This window comes from Phycicoccus duodecadis, assembly GCF_002846495.1.
Lineage (GTDB): Bacteria > Actinomycetota > Actinomycetes > Actinomycetales > Dermatophilaceae > Phycicoccus > Phycicoccus duodecadis.
This window is the reverse complement of the sequence record NZ_PJNE01000001.1, coordinates 701,852-722,902: the sequence shown is the minus strand read 5'-3', so window position 1 is coordinate 722,902 and position 21,051 is coordinate 701,852. Positions and strand designations below refer to the sequence as shown.

The 21,051-nt window shown below is 72.5% G+C and carries 19 protein-coding genes; 13 read left to right on the top strand and 6 right to left on the bottom strand.

Annotated features, from left to right (window positions below):
• Positions 1-34 precede the first annotated feature (34 nt).
• Positions 35-1,657, bottom strand: coding sequence for an ABC-F family ATP-binding cassette domain-containing protein (locus ATL31_RS03260; RefSeq protein WP_101394511.1), 1,623 nt, complete (start codon positions 1,655-1,657; stop codon positions 35-37).
• 48 nt (positions 1,658-1,705) lie between these two features.
• Here ATL31_RS03260 and ATL31_RS03255 point away from each other — a divergent pair, with 48 nt between their 5' ends.
• From ATL31_RS03255 to ATL31_RS03240, 4 genes are all read left to right on the top strand, one after another.
• Positions 1,706-1,924, top strand: coding sequence for a hypothetical protein (locus ATL31_RS03255; protein ID WP_101394510.1), 219 nt, complete (start codon positions 1,706-1,708; stop codon positions 1,922-1,924).
• Positions 1,925-2,030: 106 nt separating this feature from the next.
• On the top strand, positions 2,031-2,789 hold the full coding sequence (gene pyrH, locus ATL31_RS03250) for a UMP kinase (RefSeq protein WP_245861858.1): 759 nt from the start codon (positions 2,031-2,033) through the stop codon (positions 2,787-2,789).
• 130 nt (positions 2,790-2,919) lie between these two features.
• Positions 2,920-3,477: a ribosome recycling factor gene (frr, locus tag ATL31_RS03245; RefSeq protein WP_101394509.1), complete on the top strand. Its 558-nt coding sequence runs from the start codon at positions 2,920-2,922 to the stop codon at positions 3,475-3,477.
• A gap of 7 nt (positions 3,478-3,484) precedes the next feature.
• Complete coding sequence (locus ATL31_RS03240) at positions 3,485-4,429, top strand: phosphatidate cytidylyltransferase (RefSeq protein WP_101394508.1); 945 nt, start codon at positions 3,485-3,487, stop codon at positions 4,427-4,429.
• A gap of 64 nt (positions 4,430-4,493) precedes the next feature.
• Here the strand turns inward: ATL31_RS03240 and ATL31_RS03235 are convergent, their stop codons facing one another.
• Positions 4,494-5,324: a hypothetical protein gene (locus ATL31_RS03235; protein WP_101394507.1), complete on the bottom strand. Its 831-nt coding sequence runs from the start codon at positions 5,322-5,324 to the stop codon at positions 4,494-4,496.
• A 152-nt stretch (positions 5,325-5,476) separates the two neighbouring features.
• Here ATL31_RS03235 and rlmN point away from each other — a divergent pair, with 152 nt between their 5' ends.
• Positions 5,477-6,673 (top strand): dual-specificity RNA methyltransferase RlmN, encoded by a 1,197-nt coding sequence (gene rlmN / locus ATL31_RS03230; RefSeq protein ID WP_101394506.1) that lies wholly within the window; start codon positions 5,477-5,479, stop codon positions 6,671-6,673.
• A gap of 13 nt (positions 6,674-6,686) precedes the next feature.
• Here the strand turns inward: rlmN and ATL31_RS03225 are convergent, their stop codons facing one another.
• The 4 genes from ATL31_RS03225 to ATL31_RS03210 all read right to left on the bottom strand — a co-directional run bounded on the left by ATL31_RS03225 (position 6,687) and on the right by ATL31_RS03210 (position 11,227).
• Positions 6,687-7,784, bottom strand: a complete 1,098-nt coding sequence (locus tag ATL31_RS03225; protein ID WP_101394505.1) for an LOG family protein — start codon at positions 7,782-7,784, stop codon at positions 6,687-6,689.
• A gap of 127 nt (positions 7,785-7,911) precedes the next feature.
• On the bottom strand, positions 7,912-9,303 hold the full coding sequence (locus tag ATL31_RS03220) for an NAD(P)/FAD-dependent oxidoreductase (protein ID WP_101394504.1): 1,392 nt from the start codon (positions 9,301-9,303) through the stop codon (positions 7,912-7,914).
• Between the two features lie 2 nt (positions 9,304-9,305).
• A complete protein-coding gene (locus ATL31_RS03215) occupies positions 9,306-10,748 on the bottom strand; it encodes an aspartate aminotransferase family protein (protein ID WP_101394503.1) in 1,443 nt (480 codons plus the stop codon).
• Complete coding sequence (locus ATL31_RS03210; protein WP_101394502.1) at positions 10,745-11,227, bottom strand: Lrp/AsnC family transcriptional regulator; 483 nt, start codon at positions 11,225-11,227, stop codon at positions 10,745-10,747. Before ATL31_RS03210 ends, ATL31_RS03215 begins: the two co-directional genes overlap by 4 nt.
• A gap of 179 nt (positions 11,228-11,406) precedes the next feature.
• On the opposite strand from ATL31_RS03210, the gene ATL31_RS03205 reads away from it, so the two are divergent.
• The 8 genes from ATL31_RS03205 (at position 11,407) to ATL31_RS03170 (ending at position 21,031) form a co-directional block, all read left to right on the top strand.
• Positions 11,407-12,855 (top strand): gamma-aminobutyraldehyde dehydrogenase, encoded by a 1,449-nt coding sequence (locus tag ATL31_RS03205; protein ID WP_101394501.1) that lies wholly within the window; start codon positions 11,407-11,409, stop codon positions 12,853-12,855.
• Between the two features lie 99 nt (positions 12,856-12,954).
• Positions 12,955-14,190 carry a polyamine ABC transporter substrate-binding protein gene (locus ATL31_RS03200; RefSeq protein ID WP_101394500.1) on the top strand — a complete coding sequence of 412 codons (1,236 nt, stop codon included), beginning with the start codon at positions 12,955-12,957 and terminating at the stop codon, positions 14,188-14,190.
• A gap of 1 nt (position 14,191) precedes the next feature.
• Positions 14,192-15,313 carry an ABC transporter ATP-binding protein gene (locus ATL31_RS03195; RefSeq protein WP_101394499.1) on the top strand — a complete coding sequence of 374 codons (1,122 nt, stop codon included), beginning with the start codon at positions 14,192-14,194 and terminating at the stop codon, positions 15,311-15,313.
• Entirely contained in the window at positions 15,306-16,232 is a 927-nt protein-coding gene (locus ATL31_RS03190; RefSeq protein WP_101394498.1) for an ABC transporter permease, read from the top strand. Before ATL31_RS03195 ends, ATL31_RS03190 begins: the two co-directional genes overlap by 8 nt.
• A 1-nt stretch (position 16,233) precedes the next feature.
• Positions 16,234-17,028 (top strand): ABC transporter permease, encoded by a 795-nt coding sequence (locus tag ATL31_RS03185; RefSeq protein WP_101394497.1) that lies wholly within the window; start codon positions 16,234-16,236, stop codon positions 17,026-17,028.
• 48 nt (positions 17,029-17,076) lie between these two features.
• Positions 17,077-18,360, top strand: coding sequence for a saccharopine dehydrogenase family protein (locus ATL31_RS03180; protein ID WP_101394496.1), 1,284 nt, complete (start codon positions 17,077-17,079; stop codon positions 18,358-18,360).
• An 87-nt stretch (positions 18,361-18,447) separates the two neighbouring features.
• Entirely contained in the window at positions 18,448-19,908 is a 1,461-nt protein-coding gene (locus ATL31_RS03175; protein WP_101394495.1) for an NAD-dependent succinate-semialdehyde dehydrogenase, read from the top strand.
• Positions 19,909-19,987: 79 nt separating this feature from the next.
• Positions 19,988-21,031 carry a DnaB-like helicase C-terminal domain-containing protein gene (locus ATL31_RS03170; protein WP_101394494.1) on the top strand — a complete coding sequence of 348 codons (1,044 nt, stop codon included), beginning with the start codon at positions 19,988-19,990 and terminating at the stop codon, positions 21,029-21,031.
• Positions 21,032-21,051: the final 20 nt, after the last annotated feature.

The following is a 21,051-nucleotide window of genomic DNA, read 5'->3' as shown; positions in this document are numbered from 1 at the left end:
GGGACCTCCCGGGGGCGGCGTCGTCGTGCCCGCCTCAGCGCTCGGTGACCCGGCCGTCCTCGACGTGCAGATGCCGGGTGGTGCGCACCGCCTCCAGCATCCGGCGGTCGTGCGTGACGAGCACGAGGGTCCCCGGGAACGCGTCGAGCGCCGACTCGAGCTGCTCGATCGCCGGCAGGTCGAGGTGGTTGGTCGGCTCGTCGAGCACCAGCAGGTTGACGCCGCGGGCCTGCAGCAGCGCCAGGGCGGCCCGGGTCCGCTCGCCGGGCGAGAGCGTGGCCGAGGCCCGGTGCACGTGCGCGGCCCGCAGGCCGAACTTGGCCAGCAGGGTGCGGACGTCGGCGTCCGGCAGCTCGGGCAGCAGGCCCGCGAAGGTGTCGAGCAGGGTCGCGGGCCCGGTGAACGAGCCGCGCGCCTGGTCGACCTCGCCGACGACGACCCCCGGGCCGAGGGCGGCGGTCCCCTCGTCCGGGGCGGTGCGGCCGAGGAGCACCGAGAGCAGCGTCGACTTGCCCGAGCCGTTGGCCCCCGTGAGCGCCACCCGGTCGGCCCAGTCGAGCTGCAGGTCGACCGGCCCGAGGAGGAACCCGGGGCGGCGCACCACCACGCCGCGGGCACCGGCCACCACCGCGCCGGAACGGGGAGCGGGCGCGATCTCCATCCGCAGCTCCCACTCCTTGCGGGGCTCCTCGACGACCTCGAGCCGCTCGATGCGGCGCTGGGTCTGGCGGGCCTTGGCGGCCTGCTTCTCGCTGGCCTCGCTGCGGAACTTGCGGCCGACCTTGTCGTTGTCGGGGGCCTTGCGCCGCGCGGTGCGCACGCCCTTCTCCATCCACGCCCGCTGCATCCGGCCGCGGTCGACCAGGGCACTGCGGGTGTCGTCGTACTCCTCGTAGGCCTCGCGCGCGTGCCGCCGGGCGACCGCCCGCTCCTCGAGGTAGGCCTCGTAGCCGCCGCCGTAGGTCGCGACCTGCTGCTGCGCGAGGTCGAGCTCGACCACCGAGGTCACGGTGCGGGCCAGGAACTCGCGGTCGTGGCTCACCAGGACGACGCCCGTGGCCAGCCCGGTCACGAACCGCTCCAGGGTGTCGAGCCCCGCCAGGTCGAGGTCGTTGGTCGGCTCGTCGAGCAGGACGACGTCGTACCGGCTGAGGACGAGGGACGCCAGCGCGGCCCGCGCCGCCTCACCCCCGGAGAGGGTGGTCATCAGGGCGTGGGGGTCGGGGACGTCGGCGGCCGCGAGGCGCTCGTCGAGGTCGGCGGCACCCAGGCCGAGCCAGCGCTCGAAGGCCTCGGCGTAGGCGTCGTCGGCCCCGGCGGCCCCCTCGGCCAGGGCCGCGGTGGCGGCGTCCAGGGCCTGCTGGGCAGCGGTGACGCCGGTGCGCCGCTCGACGAACGCCCGCACGGTCTCACCCGGGATGCGGCGCTCCTCCTGGGGCAGGTAGCCCACCACGGCGTGCGGCGGGCTGACCCCGACGCGGCCCTCGGTGGGCTCGTCGAGGCCGGCCAGCAGGCGCAGGAGGGTGGACTTGCCGGCACCGTTGGCCCCGACGACCCCGACCACGTCACCGGGGGCGACCACGAGGTCGAGCCCGGCGAAGAGGTGGCGGTCGCCGTGCCCGGCGGCGAGGTCCTTGACGACCAGGGTGGCGCTCATCGGGGGAGAGCCTAGGTCCTCGGCGCATACTGGCCTCGGAGGTGGCCCATGGACGAGCAGCCGCACCCCGTGACCGACGGGGCGCACGAGCCCGCAGCCGAGCCCGAGAGCCGCGAGCACCTGGCGCACCGGGTGCACGTGGACCTGCCGCGGGTGGGCCCCGACGAGATGGTCACCACCCAGCCGGTCGAGCCGGCGCGTGACCCCCGCGGCGGCCGTGACACCGAGACCGAGTTCATGCTCCGCAACGGGGCGTTCTGGCCCTGACCGGGCCCCCCGGCCCGCGCTGGGCGCCCGTTTCCCGGTTCGTTGCCGACCCGCGCGGTGTGACAGGATCGGTCGACCGCTGCGCACGCCCACGAGGAGGCCCACCGTGACCACGCCCGCCGCCACCCTGGCCTCCGTGCCGGACCGCACCCCCGACCGCCCGCGCCGCGTCCTCCTCAAGCTCTCCGGCGAGGTCTTCGGCGGCGGCCGCGTGGGCGTCGACCCCGACGTCGTGCGCGGCATCGCCCGCCAGATCGCCGACGCCGTGCGCGAGGGGATCGAGGTCGCCATCGTCGTCGGTGGCGGCAACTTCTTCCGCGGTGCCGAGCTGCAGCAGAAGGGCATGGAGCGGGCGCGGGCCGACTACATCGGGATGCTCGGCACCGTGATGAACTGCCTGGCGCTGCAGGACTTCCTCGAGAAGGAGGACGTCGACACCCGGGTGCAGACCGCCATCACGATGGGCCAGGTCGCCGAGCCGTACATCCCGCGCCGCGCCATCCGCCACCTCGAGAAGGGCCGGGTCGTCATCTTCGGCGCGGGCGCCGGGATGCCGTACTTCTCCACCGACACCGTCAGCGCGCAGCGGGCGCTCGAGTGCCAGTGCGACGCGGTCCTGATGAGCAAGAGCGGGGTCGACGGGGTCTACGACGCCGACCCGCGCACTCACCCCGAGGCCCGCAAGCTCGACGAGGTCACCTTCGAGGAGGCGCTGCGCACCGGCCTGAAGGTCGTCGACGCCGCCGCGTTCAGCCTCTGCATGGACAACAAGCTGCCCATGGTCGTGTTCGGCATGGAGGGCGAGGGCAACATCACCCGCGCGCTGCGGGGCGAGCGCATCGGCACCCTGGTCTCCGCGAGCTGACCCGGCCCACCCCGCGCCGACGGCACCCGCCCCCGACCCACCCGGCCGCCCGCCCCGCCCCGCCCGAACGTTTGACAGACTGGACCCGCAGCGCCGCGCACGCGGCGCCGACCGAAGGAGAAGCGCCGCGATGATCGACGAGACCTTGTTCGAGGCCGAGGAGAAGATGGAGAAGGCCGTCGAGGTCGCCAAGGAGAGCTTCGCGGGCATCCGCACCGGCCGCGCCCACCCGGGGATGTTCCAGAAGATCACCGTCGACTACTACGGCGCTCCCACCCCGCTGCAGCAGCTGGCCTCGTTCCAGACGCCCGAGGCGCGCACCATCATCATCAGCCCGTTCGACAAGTCCTCGATGCACGCCATCGAGAAGGCGATCCAGCAGGCCGACCTCGGGGTCAACCCCAGCAACGACGGCACCATCATCCGCTGCGTGATGCCCCAGCTCACCCAGGAGCGCCGCCGCGAGTACGTGAAGATGGCCAACGTCGAGGCCGAGGAGGCCAAGGTCTCCATCCGCAACATCCGGCGCTCGGCCAAGACCACGCTCGAGAAGCTGGTCAAGGACGGCGAGGTCGGCGAGGACGAGGGCTCGCGCGCCGAGAAGGAGCTCGAGTCGGTCACCAAGAAGCACGTCGACCAGATCGACGAGCTCCTGAAGGGCAAGGAAGCCGAGCTCCTCGAGGTCTGACCGCCCGATGCCCGACCCTGCGAGCGCCCTCTCCGAGACCCCCGGCACCGACGGCCCGGTGGTCGCTCCGGCGACCGCCGAGGGCGCGAGCGGGGGCGCGACCTCCGAGTCGACCGGGGCTCCCGAACCGGCCCGCCGCGGTCCGCGGGCCGGTCGCGACCTGCGGGCCGCCATCGGCGTCGGGCTGCTGCTCGGCGCCCTGGTCATCGGCACCCTCGCGCTCGACGCCCGCGCCTTCCTGGTCGTGGTGGCCGCAGCGGTGAGCATCGGGGCCTGGGAGGTCCGCCGCGGCGTGGCCGCCAAGGGCATGTCGGTGCCGCTGGTGCCGTTGGTGCTGGGCACGGTCGGGATGCTGGCCTCGGCCTACCTGCGCGGTGCCGAGGCCCTGGTCGTCACCTTCGGGCTGACCATCGTGGGGATGCTCGTCTGGCGCGCGGCCGACGGCCTGGCCGGGGCGGCCCGCGACCTCGCCGCCTCCAGCCTCGTCGCGTTCTACCCCGCGTTCCTCGGCGGCTTCGCCTCGCTGATGCTGGCGGCCCCCGACGGTCGGCTGCGCATCATCACCTTCGTCCTGGTCACGGTGTTCTCCGACATCGGCGGCTACGCGGTGGGGGTGGCCTTCGGCAAGCACCCGATGGCGCCCTCGCTCAGCCCCAAGAAGTCCTGGGAGGGCTTCGCCGGCTCGGTGCTCACCTGCGCCGTCATCGGCGCGGTCGCGCTGCCGCTGCTGTTGTCGGGGCCGTGGTGGGCCGGGGCCGTCCTCGGTGCCGTGACGGCCGGTGCGGCCACTCTGGGCGACCTCATCGAGTCCAGCATCAAGCGCGACCTCGGCATCAAGGACATGGGTTCGGTGCTGCCGGGGCACGGCGGCCTGATGGACCGCCTCGACTCGCTCGTCGTGGTGGCCCCGGTCGCCTGGGCGCTCCTGCTCTGGTTCGTCCCCACCGGCTGACGGCAGGTACGCGCTCCACGTAGCCCGTTCGCCCGACAGGTCACCCCGGGGACGACGGGCCCGGTCAGCCCACCCGGCGGACGTTCGCCAGCAGGGACTCCAGGAACGGCGTGGGCCGCACCGTGAGCGAGCCGTCGGACGTCTCGTGGGTGAGGGTCGTGACCCGCCGGTCCAGCCAGTGGTAGGCGTGCGGTGACACCGGCCCCACGCCCTCGCCGTAGAGCTGCGCGGCGTGCCAGGGCACCAGGTCGAGCGCGGTCTTGGTCTCGGCCGGTGAGCTGCAGGTCTGGAAGACCACCGCGTGCCGGTGCGGGATCGCGAAGACGACGCCGTTGGAGGTGTCGGCCTCGGGCAGCCACCACGGCACGGCCTCGAACAGCAGGCGGGCGAAGGACGCGGTGTACGGCGAGTCCGACTGCACTAGAACGCACGACGATCCGCCGGCGCTGAGGTGGTCGATATCGACCGGGGTGCTCGCGAGCAGCCGGCGTAGGTTGCGCCGCCCCAGGTCGACCAGGTCGGGCACGTAGCGGCCGAGGACCGACACCCGCTCGTCGGGGAGGGTGACGACGGCGTCGGGCAGGTCGAGCGAGAGGACCTCGTCGACGCCGTCGGCGAAGGGGAGGGCGTACTCGAAGCCGAGCCCGGTCTCGCGCAGCCGGGCCGAGCCGGCCAGCCGCACCGTCAACGCGGCGTCGAACTGATCCTGGTCCAGCGCGTCGATGTCGGACTCGGCCGCATCGGTGAGGCGCGCGAGGTGGTCGCGGATCCACTCCTCGAACGGCGCCTCGACGTCGTCGAGATGGGGGACCGGTGCGGTCGGGCGGAGCGGCGGCTGGTCCATCGAGAGGCCGTAGGCCCCCGGGTGCGCGCGGAACTGGTCGAACAGGCCCATGAAAGGTGCCCTTCCCTGCAGCCTTCGCTCCCCTGCAGAACGAAGTACGAGCACATCGTAGGGACACCGGGGACCCCGCCGCTGCCCTTTCGGGGAAGCCGGGCCGGCGCCGTGGTCGCGGCTCTCAGGGACCTGCGAGAATCGGGTGCATCATGTCCGAGCCCGCCGCCCCGCGCCCCGTCCCCGGCCAGCTGACCCTCGTCGCCCCGCGACGCGGGAAGCCCCCGCGCCACCTCGCCGACCTCACCGTGGACGAGCGCCGCGAAGTGGTTGCCGCCCTGGGGCATCCGGCCTTCCGGGCCAACCAGCTCTCGACCCACTACTTCGAGCGCCTCGTCGACGACCCGGCCGAGATGACCGACCTGCCCAAGGCCGTGCGCGACGACCTCGTGCGCGACCTCCTGCCGCCGCTGCTGACGCCGGTGCGCCACATCTCGGCCGACGCCGGCGCCACCGTCAAGCAGGTGTGGCGGCTGTTCGACGGCGCGCTCGTCGAGTCGGTCCTGATGCGCTACCCGAACCGGGTCACCGTCTGCATCTCGAGCCAGGCCGGGTGCGGGATGAACTGCCCGTTCTGCGCCACCGGCCAGGAGGGCCTCACCCGCAACATGTCGGCCGGTGAGATCGTCGAGCAGGTGGTGGCGGCGGCGCGGATGCTGCGTCATGGCGGCCTGCCCGAGGTGGGCGCGAGCACCGGCACCGCGGGGCTCGGTGACGAGGCCGACGGGTCCGAGGAGCCCTCCGGCCCGGCCCGCGTCAGCAACGTCGTGTTCATGGGGATGGGGGAGGCCCTGGCCAACTACAAGGCGGCCATCGGCGCCATCCGCCGCCTCACCGAGCCCGCGCCCTCGGGTCTGGGCCTCTCGGCGCGCGGCATCACCATGTCGACGGTGGGCCTGGTGCCGGGCATCGACAGGCTCGCGGCGGAGGGCATCCCGGTCACCCTCGCCCTGTCGCTGCACGCGCCCGACGACGAGCTGCGCGACGAGCTGGTCCCCATCAACACCCGGTACGCGGTCGACGACGCCATCGACGCCGCCTACCGCTACTACGAGGCGACCGGGCGGCGGGTCAGCATCGAGTACGCCCTCATCCGTGACATCAACGACCAGGCGTGGCGGGCCGACCTGCTCGGCGACAAGCTCAACCGCCGCGGCCGGGGCTGGGTGCACGTCAACCCGATCCCGCTGAACCCCACGCCGGGCTCGAAGTGGACCGCCTCCCGGCGCGGCGTCGAGCAGCAGTTCGTCGAGCGGCTGCGGGCCCACGGCATCCCCACCACGGTCCGCGACACCCGCGGCTCCGAGATCGACGGTGCCTGCGGGCAGCTGGCGGCCTCCACCGCCTGAGCGACGCCCAGGCTCAGCCGGCGACGAGCGCCACGGCGTCGGCGGGGTCCTCCACGAGGTGCACGTGCGTGGTCATCGAGCGGCCGCGGGCCAGCGCGGACAGGGCCGGCCACACCGGCACCGTCTCGGTCCAGTGCCGGCGCCCGACCAGCACCAGGTGGGGGAGCGGCCGCCCGGGCACGGCGTAGTAGAGGCCGGTCGCGGCCTGGAACACCTCCTGCACGGTGCCGGCCGCGCCCTCGAGCACCACGACGCCGGCCGTGCAGCGGCTGAGCAGGCCGTCCTCGCGGATGGCGTTGGAGAAGTACTTCGCGATGCCGTCGCAGAACACGTTGGGCGGCTCATGACCGTAGAACCAGGTCGGGATGCCGATGCTGCGGGCCGGGTCGTCGGGGGAACGGCCGGCCGCCAGCCCGGCCCGGACATCCAGGGCCAGGGTGGCCCAGGCCCCGATGTCGGTGCCGACCTCGGGGACGGCCCGCAGCCGGTCGAGGGCGGTGCCGAGCGCCGTCGGGTCGGCCGCGAAGGCGCCGAGGTTGGCGGCCTCCATCGCGCCGGGGCCCCCGCCCGTGGCCACGACCAGCCCGGCGTCGGCCAGGGCCCGACCGAGCCGGGCGGCCCGCGCGTAGCCCTCCCCGTCGCGGCGGAGCGCGTGCCCGCCCATCACGCCGACGACGGGCGCGTCGCGCAGGAGGTCGGCGAGGGCGTCGCTCATCGAGTCGTCGTGGACCGCCCGCAGCAGCGTGACGAAGACGTCGTGCCCCACGGCGGCGTCGAGCGACCAGCGGTAGGCGCGCGCGTCGGGGGTGGCCGCGTAGCCCACCTCGCGCAGACCCGCGTACAGCTCGTCCGGGGCGTAGAGGCTGGCGCGGTAGGGGTCGACCGGCGCGTGCGGGTCGGTGGGGAAGACGAGGGCGCCGTGGGCCCGCAGGTGCTCCTCGACCGCCGGCGGGATGTGACCGCCGAGCACCACCAGCCCCTCCAGGTCGGTGCGGCGCAGCAGCGCGGTGGTGCGCTCGCCCAGGTCGAGGTCCTGCAGACGCAGCCCGCGCAGCGAGGTCCCGGCGGCCAGGGCGGCGTCGAGGGCCGCCAGCGTCTCGATCTCGCGCACCCGCCGAACCTACCTGCGGGCATCAGCTTTTCGGGGTGACCCCGAAATCTGCACCGGACAAGACCTGGCAGGCGGGGTCTCGCGAAGGAGCTCTTGCCCCGAGCCCGCCGCCGGGCCCGACCCCGGCTCAGTGCCCGCCGGTCAGCCGCGCCAGCAGGGGGGCCAGCCGGCTGGGGCGCCCGCTGCGGGCCTCGTCGCGGTCGGCGAGCCGCGCCAGCCGCAGCCCCGCGTTCACCCCGAGCCAGCGCAGCGGCTCGGGCTCCCACGACGGCGAGCGGTGCCCGACCCACGGCAGCCCGGTGAGGGCGCTCGGGCGCCCCAGCACCAGGTCGGTCAGGGTGCGCCCGGCCAGGTTGGTCGCCGCCACCCCGTCGCCGACGTAGCCGCCCGCCCGACCGGTGCGCGTGACCGGGTCCCAGGTCACCGACGGGTGCCAGTCGCGCGGGATGCCGAGAGGCCCGCCCCACGCGTGCGTGAACCGCGCCCCGGCCAGGCCCGGCAGCATCCCGGTGAGGGTCGAGCGCAGCGACGCGAAGACCGCCTCCTCGTGGTCGAACGACGGGCGGATGGCCGAGCCCAGGTGGTATGGGGCCCCGCGGCCGCCGAACGCGATCCGGTCGTCGGTCGTGCGCTGCCCGTAGATCACCAGGTGCCCGTGGTCGGTGAAGACCTCGCGCCCGGCCAGCCCGATGGCCTCCCACCGCTCGGGGGAGAGCGGCTCGGTGGCGACCATCAGCGAGTACACGGGGACGACGGCCCGCTCGTGCCCCGGGAGCCGCGCCGTCCAGCCCTCGGTGGCCAGCACCACGGCCCCCGCGCTCACGCGCCGCCCGTCCTCGAGCACCGCCACGCCGTCGCCCGCCCGAGCCACGCGCACCCCCTCGAGCACCAGCCCGCCGCGGCGGCGCACGGCGGCGGCCAGCCCGTCGACCAGGTCGCGCGGCTGCACCCGCGCGCAGTGTGGCGTGAAGGTCGCCCCACGCACCCCCTCGGCGGCCAGGCGCTCGCGGGCGGCCTCCGGCCCCAGCCACTCCAGGCCCTCGCCCCACGACGCGGCGTGCGCGACGGCCGCCCGGGCCCGCTCCTCCTGGGCCGGGGTACGCGCCAGCGCCAGCGTCCCGCCCTTGACGAACCCGCCGCCCAGCCCCTCCTCGGCGTCGACCCGGCCGATCTCGTCGACGGTGTCGCGCAGCGCAGCGAGGTGGGCCAGGGTGGCGGCCCGCCCGGAGCGCGCCGCCAGCGTGTCGGGCGAGACGGGCCACAGCGCCGACACCCACCCGCCGTTGCGCCCGCTCGCCCCGAAGCCCACGTGCTCGGCCTCGAGGACCAGCACGCTCAGGTCGGGGCGCTCGCGCAGCAGGTAGTACGCGGTCCAGAGGCCGGTGAACCCGGCGCCGACCACGACCACGTCCGCGGCCGTCGGGAGGACGGCCGCGGCCGCGGCGTCATGGTCAGGCCCGTTCGCCGCCCGGGTGTCGGCCCACAGCGGAACCGTCCCGGAGGCCGCCGGCGCCGGCATCGTCAGAGGTGCTTCTCGGCCTCGGTGAGCACCGAGCGCAGCCGGCGCTCGATCTCGTCGAACTCGGCCGGCCCCATCGTCAGCGGCGGGGCGAGCTGGATGACGGGGTCGCCGCGGTCGTCGGCGCGGCAGTAGAGCCCGGCCTCGAACAGCGCCTTCGAGAGGAAGCCGCGCAGCAGCCGCTCGCTCTCGGCGTCGTCGAAGGTCTCGCGGGTCTCCTTGTCCTTGACGAGCTCGATCCCGTAGAAGTACCCCGCCCCGCGGACGTCGCCGACCAGCGGCAGGTCGAGCAGCTGCTCGAGCGTGCGCTTGAAGACCGGGGCGTTCTCCTTCACCCGGTCGTTGAGGCCCTCGCGCTCGAAGATGTCGAGGTTGGCCATCGCGGCCGCGCACGAGACCGGGTGCCCGCCCCAGGTGTAGCCGTGGGGGAAGGAGGTGGTCCCGTGCCGGAACGGCTCGAACAGCCGGTCGCTGGCGACCATCAGGCCCAGCGGCGCGTAGCCCGAGGTGATGCCCTTGGCCGTGGTGATGATGTCGGGCTGGTAGCCGAAGTCCTCGCACGCGAACATCGAGCCGATCCGCCCGAACGCGCAGATGGTCTCGTCGGAGACCAGCAGCACGTCGTACTCGTCGCAGATCTCGCGGACCCGCTCGAAGTAGCCGGCCGGGGGCGGGAAGCAGCCGCCGGAGTTCTGCACCGGCTCGAGGAAGACGGCGGCGACCGAGTCCGGGCCCTCGAACTCGATGGCCTCGGCGATGCGGTCGGCGGCCCAGCGGCCGAAGGCCTTCTCGTCGTCGCGCAGGTGCTCCGGCGCGCGGTAGAGGTTGGTGTTGGGGACCTTGTGGCCGCCCGGCACCAGCGGCTCGAAGTCGATCTTCGCTGCTGGGATGCCGGTGATCGAGAGCGCGCCCTGTGGGGTGCCGTGGTAGGCGATGGAGCGCGAGATCACCTTGTGCTTGGTCGGCTTGCCGGTGAGCTTGAAGTACTGCTTGGCCAGCTTCCAGGCGCTCTCGACGGCCTCGCCGCCGCCGGTGGTGAAGAAGACCCGGTTGAGGTCGCCGGGGGCGTGGTGGGCCAGGCGCTCGGCGAGCTCGATGGCGCGCGGGTGGGCGTAGGACCACAGCGGGAAGAACGCGAGCTCGGAGGCCTGGGCGGCCATCGCCTGCGCGATCTCGGTGCGCCCGTGGCCCACGTTGTTGACGAACAGGCCCGCCAGGCCGTCGATGTACTCCCGGCCCCGGTCGTCCCAGATGCGCCAGCCGTCGCCGCGGACGATGACCGGCACGCTCTGGCCCAGGCCGCCGTGGTCGCGGTCCTCGAAGACCGAGTGGCGCGTGAAGTGCATCCACAGGTGGTCGCGGGCGGCGTCGGAGTACGACGCGCCGAGGGGGGTGCGGGCCTGCGAGGCCGCCGCGTCGACGTTCGGCTGGCTGGTCGTGGTCATCGGGTGCCCCAGTTGTAGTGCTGTTTGTTGAGCTTGAGGTAGACGAAGGTCTCGGTGGAGGTGACTCCCGGCAGCACGCGGATGCCGCGGGTCAGCAGGTCGAGGAGGTGGTCGTCGTCCTCGCACACGACCTCGACGAGCAGGTCGAAGGAGCCGGCGGTGGTGACGACGTAGTCGACCTCCTGCATCGCCGACAGCGCGTCGCCGAGCGAGACGAGGTCGCCGTCGGCCCGGATGCCGATCATCGCCTGGCGCCGGAAGCCGACCTGGAGCGGGTCGGTGACGGCCACGATCTGCATGACGTCGGCGTCGAGGAGGCGCTGCACCCGCTGGCGCACCGCGGCCTCGGAGAGCCCGACGGTCTTGGCGATGGCGGCGTAGGACTGCCGGCCGTCCTCCTGGAGCAGCTCGATGATCCGCTTCGCGACGTCGTCGAGGCGGATCTCGGGTGATCGGTCTCGCTGCGCACGGGAGGTCACGCGCCCATCGTGGCGATCTCGACCGCTTCGCGCAAGTCGTTCGAGACGGAATCCGTACTATCAGACCTCCCAGACCACGACTTCGCATGCCATTTATGGACCTGGGCTAGTGAATTAGCGGTGCACGGTATTACTGTGCCCGCACCGGACCATCCCGCCCACCCCGAGGGAGTCTCTCGATGACCAGCCCGCGCATGCTCAGGAACTTCGTCGACGGGGGGTACGTCGACGCGGCCTCCGACGCCACGACCGACGTCGTCAACCCGGCGACCGGGCAGGTCGTCGCGAAGGCCCCCATCAGCGGCGCCGACGACGTCGACGCCGCGTACGCCGCCGCGCAGCGGGCCTTCGACGGCGAGTGGGGCGCCACCACCCCGAGCGAGCGCCAGCAGGCGCTGCTGAAGCTCGCCGACGCCGTCGAGGCCCACGCGGACGAGCTCATCGCCCTGGAGTCCGAGAACACCGGCAAGATCAAGGCGCTCACTGCGAGCGAGGAGATCCCGCCGATGGTCGACCAGCTCCGGTTCTTCGCCGGGGCGGCCCGCGTCCTGGAGGGGAAGGCGGCCGGCGAGTACATGAAGGGCCACACCTCCTGGATCCGCCGTGAGCCCATCGGCGTCGTCGGCCAGGTGACCCCCTGGAACTACCCGCTGCTGATGGCGGTGTGGAAGATCGGACCGGCCCTGGCCGCCGGCAACACCGTCGTCCTCAAGCCCAGCGACACCACCCCCGAGAGCACCCTGCGGCTGGCCGAGCTCGCCGCCGAGTGCCTCCCCGCCGGCACCCTCAACGTCGTCACCGGCGACCGCGACACCGGGCGGCTGCTGGTCGAGCACCACACCCCGGGACTGGTGGCCATCACGGGCTCGGTGCGCGCCGGCGCCGAGGTCGCAGCCAGCGCCGCCCCCAACGTCAAGCGGGTCCACCTCGAGCTCGGCGGCAAGGCCCCGGTCGTGGTCTTCGACGACGCCGACATCGAGGCGGCCGTCGAGGGCATCGCCGTCGCCGGCTACTTCAACGCGGGCCAGGACTGCACCGCCGCCACCCGCGTGCTCGTCGCCCCCCGCATCCACGACGACTTCGTGGCCGCGCTCGCCGAGTACGCGCGCAGCTCGGCCGCGGTCGGCCTGCCCGACGACGCGGACGCCCTGTTCGGCCCGGTCAACAACGCGGCCCAGCTCGCGCGCGTCACGGGCTTCATCGAGCGCATCCCCTCGCACGCCACCGTCTCGGCCGGCGGCAACCGCCGCACCGACCTCGGTGACGGCTACTACCTCGAGCCCACGGTCCTCTCGGGGCTGCGCCAGGACGACGAGGCCATCCAGAACGAGATCTTCGGGCCCGTCATCACCGTGCAGCGCTTCACCGACGAGGCCGAGGCGGTCGCCTGGGCCAACGGCGTCGACTACGGCCTGGCGTCCTCGGTGTGGACCAAGGACTTCGGCCGCGCGATGCGGATGAGCAAGGCGCTCGACTTCGGCTGCGTGTGGATCAACACCCACATCCCGCTGGTGGCCGAGATGCCGCACGGCGGCTACAAGAAGTCCGGCTACGGCAAGGACCTGTCGATGTACGGCTTCGAGGACTACACCCGCATCAAGCACGTCATGGCCAACATCGACAGCTGACGGACCGGGTGCCGCGCCGCACCCGCCCCCAGCACACCCAGTACCCGATTCCCCAGTACCCCCCAGCACCCCAACCCACCCACCACCGAGGAGAGCCCGATGCCCGAGCAGCGGACCCCTGACCTTTCGTCCCTCGCGGCCCGTGCCGCCCTCGCCCGCGGCCTGACGACGCGCCGGACGGTCGTGTCCGGCGTCTTCGGCATCGGCGCCACCCTCGCCCTGGCCGCGTGCGGCAGCAAGGGCACCAACGCCACCGCCACCGGCGGGGCGAAGCCGAGCGCCAAGGCGGCCACCGACCTGAGCGACACCGACAAGCTCGTCAACTGGTCCAACTGGCCCGAGTACATCGACGTCGCCGAGAGTGGGGGAGGCCACCCCAGCCTGGAGGAGTTCACCAAGAAGCTCGGGATCAAGGTCAACTACACCGAGGACTACAACGACAACGACGAGTTCTACGCCAAGGTCCGTCCGCTGCTCGCGGCGGGGGAGGACACCGGGCGCGACACCTGGTGCAGCACCGACTGGATGGTGGCCCGGCTCATCCGCCAGGGCTACGTCCAGCCCTTCGACCTCGCCAACATCCCCAACCACGGCAACGTCGACGGGTCGTTGAAGGACGTCGAGTTCGACCCGGGCCGCAAGTACTCCCTGCCGTGGCAGAGCGGGTTCGCCGGCATCGCCTACAACCCGCAGGCGACCGGCGGCAGGAAGATCGAGAGCGTCGACCAGCTGCTCACCGACCCCGCGCTCAAGGGCAAGGTCACCCTGCTCACCGAGATGCGCGACACCGTGGGCCTCGTGATGATGGCGATGGGCAAGAGCATCGCCAAGTTCACCGACGCCGACTTCATGGCCGCGATCGACGAGATCAAGAAGGCCAAGGAGGCCGGCCAGATCAAGGGCTTCACGGGCAACGAGTACACCAAGCCCCTCGCCTCGGGTGACACCGCGGCCTGCATCGCCTGGACCGGCGACGTCGTCCAGCTCCAGGCCGACAACCCCAAGCTCGGGTACGTCCTGCCGAGCACGGGCTGCACGCTGTGGTCGGACAACTTCGTCATCCCGGCCCTGGCCAAGCACAAGAAGAACGCCGAGCTGCTCATCAACTACTACTACGACCCGGCCGTGATGGCGCAGGTCGTCGACTACGTCAACTACATCAGCCCGGTCCAGGGGACCAAGGAGATCCTCACGAAGGACGACCCGACCGTCGCCGAGAACCAGCTGATCTTCCCCAGCGCCGACACCCTCTCGCGGGCCCAGGTCTTCCGGGGCCTGAGCGAGGCCGAGGAGACCAAGTACACCCAGGCGTTCCAGAGCGTGGTGACCGGCTGACATGAGCGGCCACGGTTCCGGCGACCTGCGGTTGAGCTCGGTCACCAAGTCCTTCGAGAGCTTCACCGCGGTCGACGACATCTCGTTGACGATCCCGCAGGGCTCCTTCTTCGCCCTCCTCGGCCCCTCGGGCTGCGGGAAGACGACGACCCTGCGGATGGTGGCCGGGCTCGAGCAGCCCACGATCGGAACCATCCACATCGGCGACGCCGACGTCACCTCGCTGAAGCCGTACCAGCGCAACGTCAACACGGTCTTCCAGTCCTACGCGCTCTTCCCGCACCTGAACATCATCGACAACGTCGCGTTCGGGCTGCGCCAGCGCAAGGACGGGGACTGGAAGCGCAAGGCACAGGAGGCGCTCGACCTGGTCGAGCTGGGGCACACGGCGAAGAAGAAGCCGCCGCAGCTCTCGGGCGGCATGCAGCAGCGGGTGGCGCTGGCGCGCGCGCTGGTCAACCGCCCGGACGTCCTGCTGCTCGACGAGCCGCTCGGCGCCCTGGACCTGAAGCTGCGGCGACAGATGCAGATCGAGCTCAAGCGGATCCAGTCCGAGGTGGGCCTGACCTTCATCCACGTGACCCACGACCAGGAGGAGGCCATGACCATGGCCGACACCATCGCGGTCATGAACGGGGGGAGGATCGAGCAGCTGGCCGACCCAGCGACGCTCTACGAGAAGCCGGCCTCGACCTTCGTCGCGAACTTCCTCGGGCAGTCCAACCTGCTCCCCGCCGAGGTGGTCTCCGAGGGCGGCGCCGCCGAGAACGGGGTCGTCACGGTCCGGACCCGCGACCACGACGACATCGCCGTGGCGGCCGAGCACCTGCCGCCGGGGATCCGCTCGGTGTGGGTGGGGGTCCGGCCCGAGAAGCTGCGGATCGGCGACGCCGGCCGCAACCGGCTCCGCGGGGTCGTCACCGACGCCTCCTTCACCGGCGTGGCGACCCAGTACCTCGTCCGGCTGCCGTGGGGCAAGGAGCTCGTGGTCGTCCAGCAGAACGACGGCTCCGGCCGGCTCCCCGTCGGCGAGAACGTCACGCTCTCGTGGGACCCCGGCCAGGAGTTCATCCTCGACCAGGCCCAGGACGCGGACGCCGGCGCGGAGATCGACGATGAGTGACGCCGCCGTCGCGGTGCCCCCGCCCCGTCGCCGGGTGCGCCGCAACTGGGTCCCGTACGCGCTGCTGGCCCCGGGGCTGCTGTGGCTCGTCGTCTTCTTCGTCGTCCCGACGGTCTCGCTGGTCTCGCAGTCGCTGCAGACCGGCGACGTGTTCAACGGCTACACGCTGACCTGGAACGTCCAGACCTACGTCGACGCGCTGGGGACCTACTGGCCCCAGCTCCTGCGCTCGCTGGTGTACGCGGGGCTCGCGACGGTGTTCACGCTGCTGCTGGGGTACCCCCTGGCGTGGTTCATCGCGCACCGCTCCGGGCGGCTCAAGAACGTGCTGCTCGTGCTGGTCATCGCCCCGTTCTTCACGTCCTTCCTCATCCGGACCCTCGCCTGGCAGACCATCCTCGGCAACGGCGGCCTCCTCGAGACGACCATGGGCGCCCTCCACCTGACCTGGCTCCTGCACGGCTTCGAGTCCTTCCTCGGCCTGGTCAACCTGGGGACGGGCAACCAGCTGCTGTACACCCCCTTCGCGGTGGTCGCCGGCCTCACCTACAACTTCCTGCCGTTCATGGTCCTGCCGCTGTACGCCAACATCGAGCGCCTCGACCTCCGGCTGGTGGAGGCGGCCTCCGACCTGTACGCGACGCCGGCCAGCGCCTTCCGCAGGGTCATCTGGCCCCTGTCGCTCCCCGGCGTGGTCGCCGGCACGCTGCTCACCTTCATCCCGGCCACCGGTGACTACATCAACTCGGTCCTGCTGGGGAGCACGCAGACGGTCATGATCGGGCAGGTCATCGACAGCCAGTTCCTCCGGGTGCTCAACTACCCCCTGGCCGCCGCCCTGTCCGTCGCCCTGATGGCGCTCATCATCACCTTCGTCACGGTGTACGTGCGCCGTGCCGGCACCGAGGAGCTGGTCTGAGATGTCGTGGTTGCGCCGTCACGCCGTGCGGATCGTCGGGCTCCTCGTCATGGCCTACATCCTGCTGCCGAACCTCGTGGTGCTCGCGTACTCGTTCAACAAGCCCAAGGGCCGGCTCAACATCACCTGGCAGGAGTTCTCGCTCGACGCGTGGCTGAACCCGTGCAACAGCCCGGGCATCTGCTCGTCGGTCGGGCTCAGCCTCAAGATCGGCATCATCGCGTCCTTGACGGCGACCGTGCTGGGCACCCTGGTCGCGTTCGCGCTCGGGCGGCACCGCTTCCGCGGCCGGGCCGGCACCAACGTGCTCATCTTCATGCCGATGGCGACGCCCGAGGTCGTCATGGGGTCCTCGCTGCTGACCCTCTTCATCGCGCTCGGGGTGGGTACCGGGCAGACCACCATCCTCATCGCGCACATCATGTTCTGTCTCAGCTTCGTGGTGGTCACGGTCAAGGCCCGGATCGCCTCCCTCGACCCGCGCCTCGAGGAGGCCGCCGCCGACCTGTACGCGAGCCCGGCCCAGGCCTTCCGACGGGTCACGCTGCCCCTCGTCGCCCCCGGCATCGCCGCCGGCGCGCTCCTGGCGTTCTCGCTGAGCTTCGACGACTACATCATCACCAACTTCAACGCCAGCCCCAGCTCGGTGACCTTCCCGATGTACATCTGGGGCGCCGCCCAGCGCGGTGTCCCGGTGCAGGTGAACGTCATCGGCTCGGTGCTGTTCCTGGCCGCCGTCGCCTTCGTGGGCATCGGCCAGCTCCTGGCGTCCGGGCGCCAGCGCGCCCGCGCCTGAGCCGGCGCCCCGCTCCCACCTCTTCGCCCCTCTCCGAAAGGTCCTCCCGTGCGCGTCCTGATGATCGGCGCCGGCGGGGTCGGCGACGCCGCCGCCCGCATCGCCGCCGAGCGTGGCTTCTTCGAGGCGTGGGTCGTCGCCGACCACGACATCGCGCGGGCCGAGCGCACGGTGGCGGCCGCCGCCGGCCGGGCCGGTGACGGCTCACGCTTCTCCGCGGCGCAGGTCGACGCCTCCGACCCCGCGGCCGTCGCGGCGCTGGCGCGCGAGGTCCGGGCCACCCACGTCTTCAACGCCGTCGACCCGCGCTTCGTGGTGTCGATCTTCGAGGGCGCCCGCGCGGCCGGTGCCGACTACCTCGACATGGCGATGAGCCTGTCGCAGCGCCACCCCGAGCGGCCCTACTCCGAGGTCGGGGTCAAGCTCGGCGACGAGCAGCTCGCGCAGGCGGGGGAGTGGGAGGCCGCGGGGCGGCTGGCGCTGGTGGGCATCGGGGTCGAGCCCGGCCTGTCGGACGTCTTCGCCCGCTACGCCGCCGACCACCTGTTCTCCGAGATCGACGAGCTCGGCACCCGCGACGGCGCCAACCTCGTGATCCGTGACGACGAGGGCACCGAGGTCTTCGCGCCCGGCTTCTCGATGTGGACCATCATCGAGGAGTGCCTCAACCCGCCCGTGGTCTGGGAGCGCGAGCGGGCCGTGGGGGCCGACGGGCAGTACGACGTGGAGGCGGGGTTCTTCACGCTGCCGCCGTTCAGCGAGCCGGAGGTCTTCGACTTCCCCGGCGGCATCGGCCCCGTCGAGTGCGTGCACGTCGAGCACGAGGAGGTGCTCCTGATGCCGCGCTGGGTCGACGCGAAGAAGGTCACCTTCAAGTACGGCCTCGGCGAGGAGATGATCGGCATCCTGCGGGTGCTGCACACCCTCGGCCTCGACCGCACCGACCCGGTCGTCGTCAAGGGTGTCGCGGTCAGCCCGCGTGACGTCGTGGCCGCCGTGCTGCCCGACCCGCTGACCATCGGCCCGCGCATGGAGGGGAAGACGTGTGCGGGCCTGTGGGTCACCGGGACCGGCAAGGACGGGCAGCCGCGCCGTACCTACCTCTACCACGTGGTCGACAACGCCGACACGATGCGCGAGTACGACAGCCAGTGCGTCGTGTGGCAGACGGCCGTCAACCCGGTCGTGGCCCTCGAGCTCCTGGCCGCCGGCACGTGGTCGGGCACCGGGGTCCTCGGGCCCGAGGCGTTCGACGCGGTGCCGTTCCTCGACCTGCTCGCGGCGCCCAGACCCGAGGGCTACGGCTCGCCCTGGGGCCTCGAGGACCGCTGACCCCGGGGCCGCCCGTCATCCCCACCTGCGCATACGCTCGATCCCACCGGCGCCGTGCGGCGCCGACCGTCCGACCCGGAGGAGCCCATGGCCATCACCCAGAAGGCGATCATCGACGCGGTCCCCACGGGGCTGTTCGTCGCAGGGACCTGGCGCGAGGCGAGCGGGGGTGAGCGCTTCGACGTGCACGACCCCGCCACCGGCAGCGTCCTCACCACCTGCGCCGACGGCACTCCCGCCGACGGGATGGCCGCCCTGGCGGCCGCGCACGAGGCCCAGCCCTCGTGGGCCGCGGTGCCACCCCGCGAGCGGGCCGAGATCCTGCGCCGGGCGTTCGAGGCGCTGACGGCCCGGGCCGACGAGTTCGCGATGCTGATGACCCTCGAGATGGGCAAGAACCTCACCGAGGCCGCCGGCGAGGTCACGTACGGCGCGGAGTTCTTCCGCTGGTTCTCCGAGGAGGCCGTGCGCGTCCACGGCAGCTACGCGGTCGCCCCCAACGGTGCCACCCGGCTGCTCACCATGCGCCAGCCCGTCGGGCCCACGCTGATGATCACGCCCTGGAACTTCCCGCTGGCGATGGGCACCCGCAAGATCGGGCCCGCCATCGCCGCCGGCTGCACCATGGTCGTCAAGCCCGCCGCCGAGACCCCGCTGTCGATGCTGCTGCTGGCCTCCCTGCTGGAGGACGCGGGCCTGCCGCCCGGCGTGCTCAACGTGGTCACGACCACCCACAGCGGCGCCGTCTGCGAGCCCGTCATCCGCGACCCGCGGCTGCGCAAGCTGACCTTCACCGGCTCCACCGCGGTCGGCAAGGTGCTCGTCGAGCAGTCGGCCGAGCAGCTGCTGCGGGTCTCCATGGAGCTCGGTGGCAACGCGCCGTTCCTGGTGTTCGAGGACGCCGACGTCGACGCCGCGGTCGACGGCGCGATGCTGGCCAAGATGCGCAACATCGGCGAGGCGTGCACCGCTGCCAACCGGTTCTTCGTGCACGCAGCGGTCGCCGAGGAGTTCTCGACCAAGCTCGCGGCGCGGATGGGCGCGCTCACCGTGGGCAAGGGCACCAAGAAGGGCGTCGACGTCGGGCCGCTCATCACCGAGAAGGCCCGCCAGGGCGTGCACGAGCTGGTCGAGGACGCCGTCGGGCGCGGGGCCACGGTGCTCACCGGCGGCGCGCCGGTGGCCGGTCGCGGGCACTTCTACCAGCCGACCGTCCTCACCGACGTGGCCGACGACAGCCGCCTGCTCCTGGAGGAGATCTTCGGCCCGGTCGCGCCCATCGCCACCTTCACCGACGAGGCCGACGCCGTGCGCCGCGCCAACGCCACCGAGTACGGCCTGGTCGGCTACGTCTTCACCCGCGACAACGCCCGGGTGCTGCGTGTGGCCGAGGCGCTCGAGTTCGGGATGGTCGGCATCAACACCGGCATCGTGTCGAACCCGGCCGCGCCCTTCGGCGGGGTGAAGCACTCGGGCTTCGGCCGTGAGGGCGGCGCCGAGGGCATCGAGGAGTACCTCGAGGTCAAGTACGTGGGGATCGCCACGTGACCGGCGCGGCCTCCGCCACTCGGCGCGGATCCGTGTCAAGGGGGTGCGCGACCGGCCCGGCCGGTGGTGCAATGCACGCATGACAGAGACCCGCTCGTCGACGCACCGGCCCGACCGACGCCGCTCCGTGCGCACCCTGCTCGACCAGACCGACGACGCCCTGCGCCGCGGTACCCGCCCGGGGGCGGTCGTGTGGCCCTCCGGTTTCCGGCTGCTCGACAGCACCCTCGACGGCGGGCTGCGCTCGGGCGAGCTCGTCCTGCTCGGTGGCAGCGAGGGCTCGGGCAAGACGACGCTGGCGGTGCAGATGGTCCGCAACGCCGTCGCGGCCGGCCGCTCGGCGGTCATCTTCTCCTTCGAGCACGAGGCCGGCACCGTGGTGCAGCGCCTGCTGGGGCTCGAGGCGGCCTACGCCGCCGAGGCGTCCGACCAGCCCGTGTCGCAGGCCGGCAACGTGCACGCGTTCCGCGCGGTGTTCGAGGCCGAGGACCCGCACCGCCAGGGGCTCGCCGAGGCCCTGGGGAAGCTGCCCTACGGCCGCGCGGCGCTGACGATGATGGACGCCTACGCCGAGCGCCTGCACATCCACGAGGCCAACAACCAGACCACGATCGAGGAGATCGCGAGCGTGGTGGCGATGGTCAGCGAGGAGGGCGGCGAGCCCCCGATGGTCCTGGTCGACTACCTCCAGAAGGTCCCGCGCCCCGGCGTCCAGGAGGACGAGACCACCCGTGTCACCATCGTCACCGAGAGCCTGAAGGACCTCGCGATGGAGATGGAGTGCCCGGTCGTCGCCATCTCGGCGGCCGACCGCGACAGCCTCGGCAGCGGCCGGCGGATGCGCACGCACGACCTGCGCGGCTCGTCGGCGCTGGCCTACGAGGCCGACGTCGTGCTCATCCTATCGAGCAAGGACAACATCGTCTCGCGCGAGCACCTGGTCTACGACCTCGGCGCCATCAAGATCTACCGCCGCTGGTCGGTGATCACCGTCGAGAAGAACCGGCACGGCAGCGGGTCGGCCGAGCTCGAGCTGCAGAAGGACTTCGAGCACGGGCGGTTCCACCCGACGATGCGGATCGTGTCCGAGCGCCTCATCGAGGAGCGCGTCTTCACCACCTGACCGGCCCGGGCGGCGGGGTG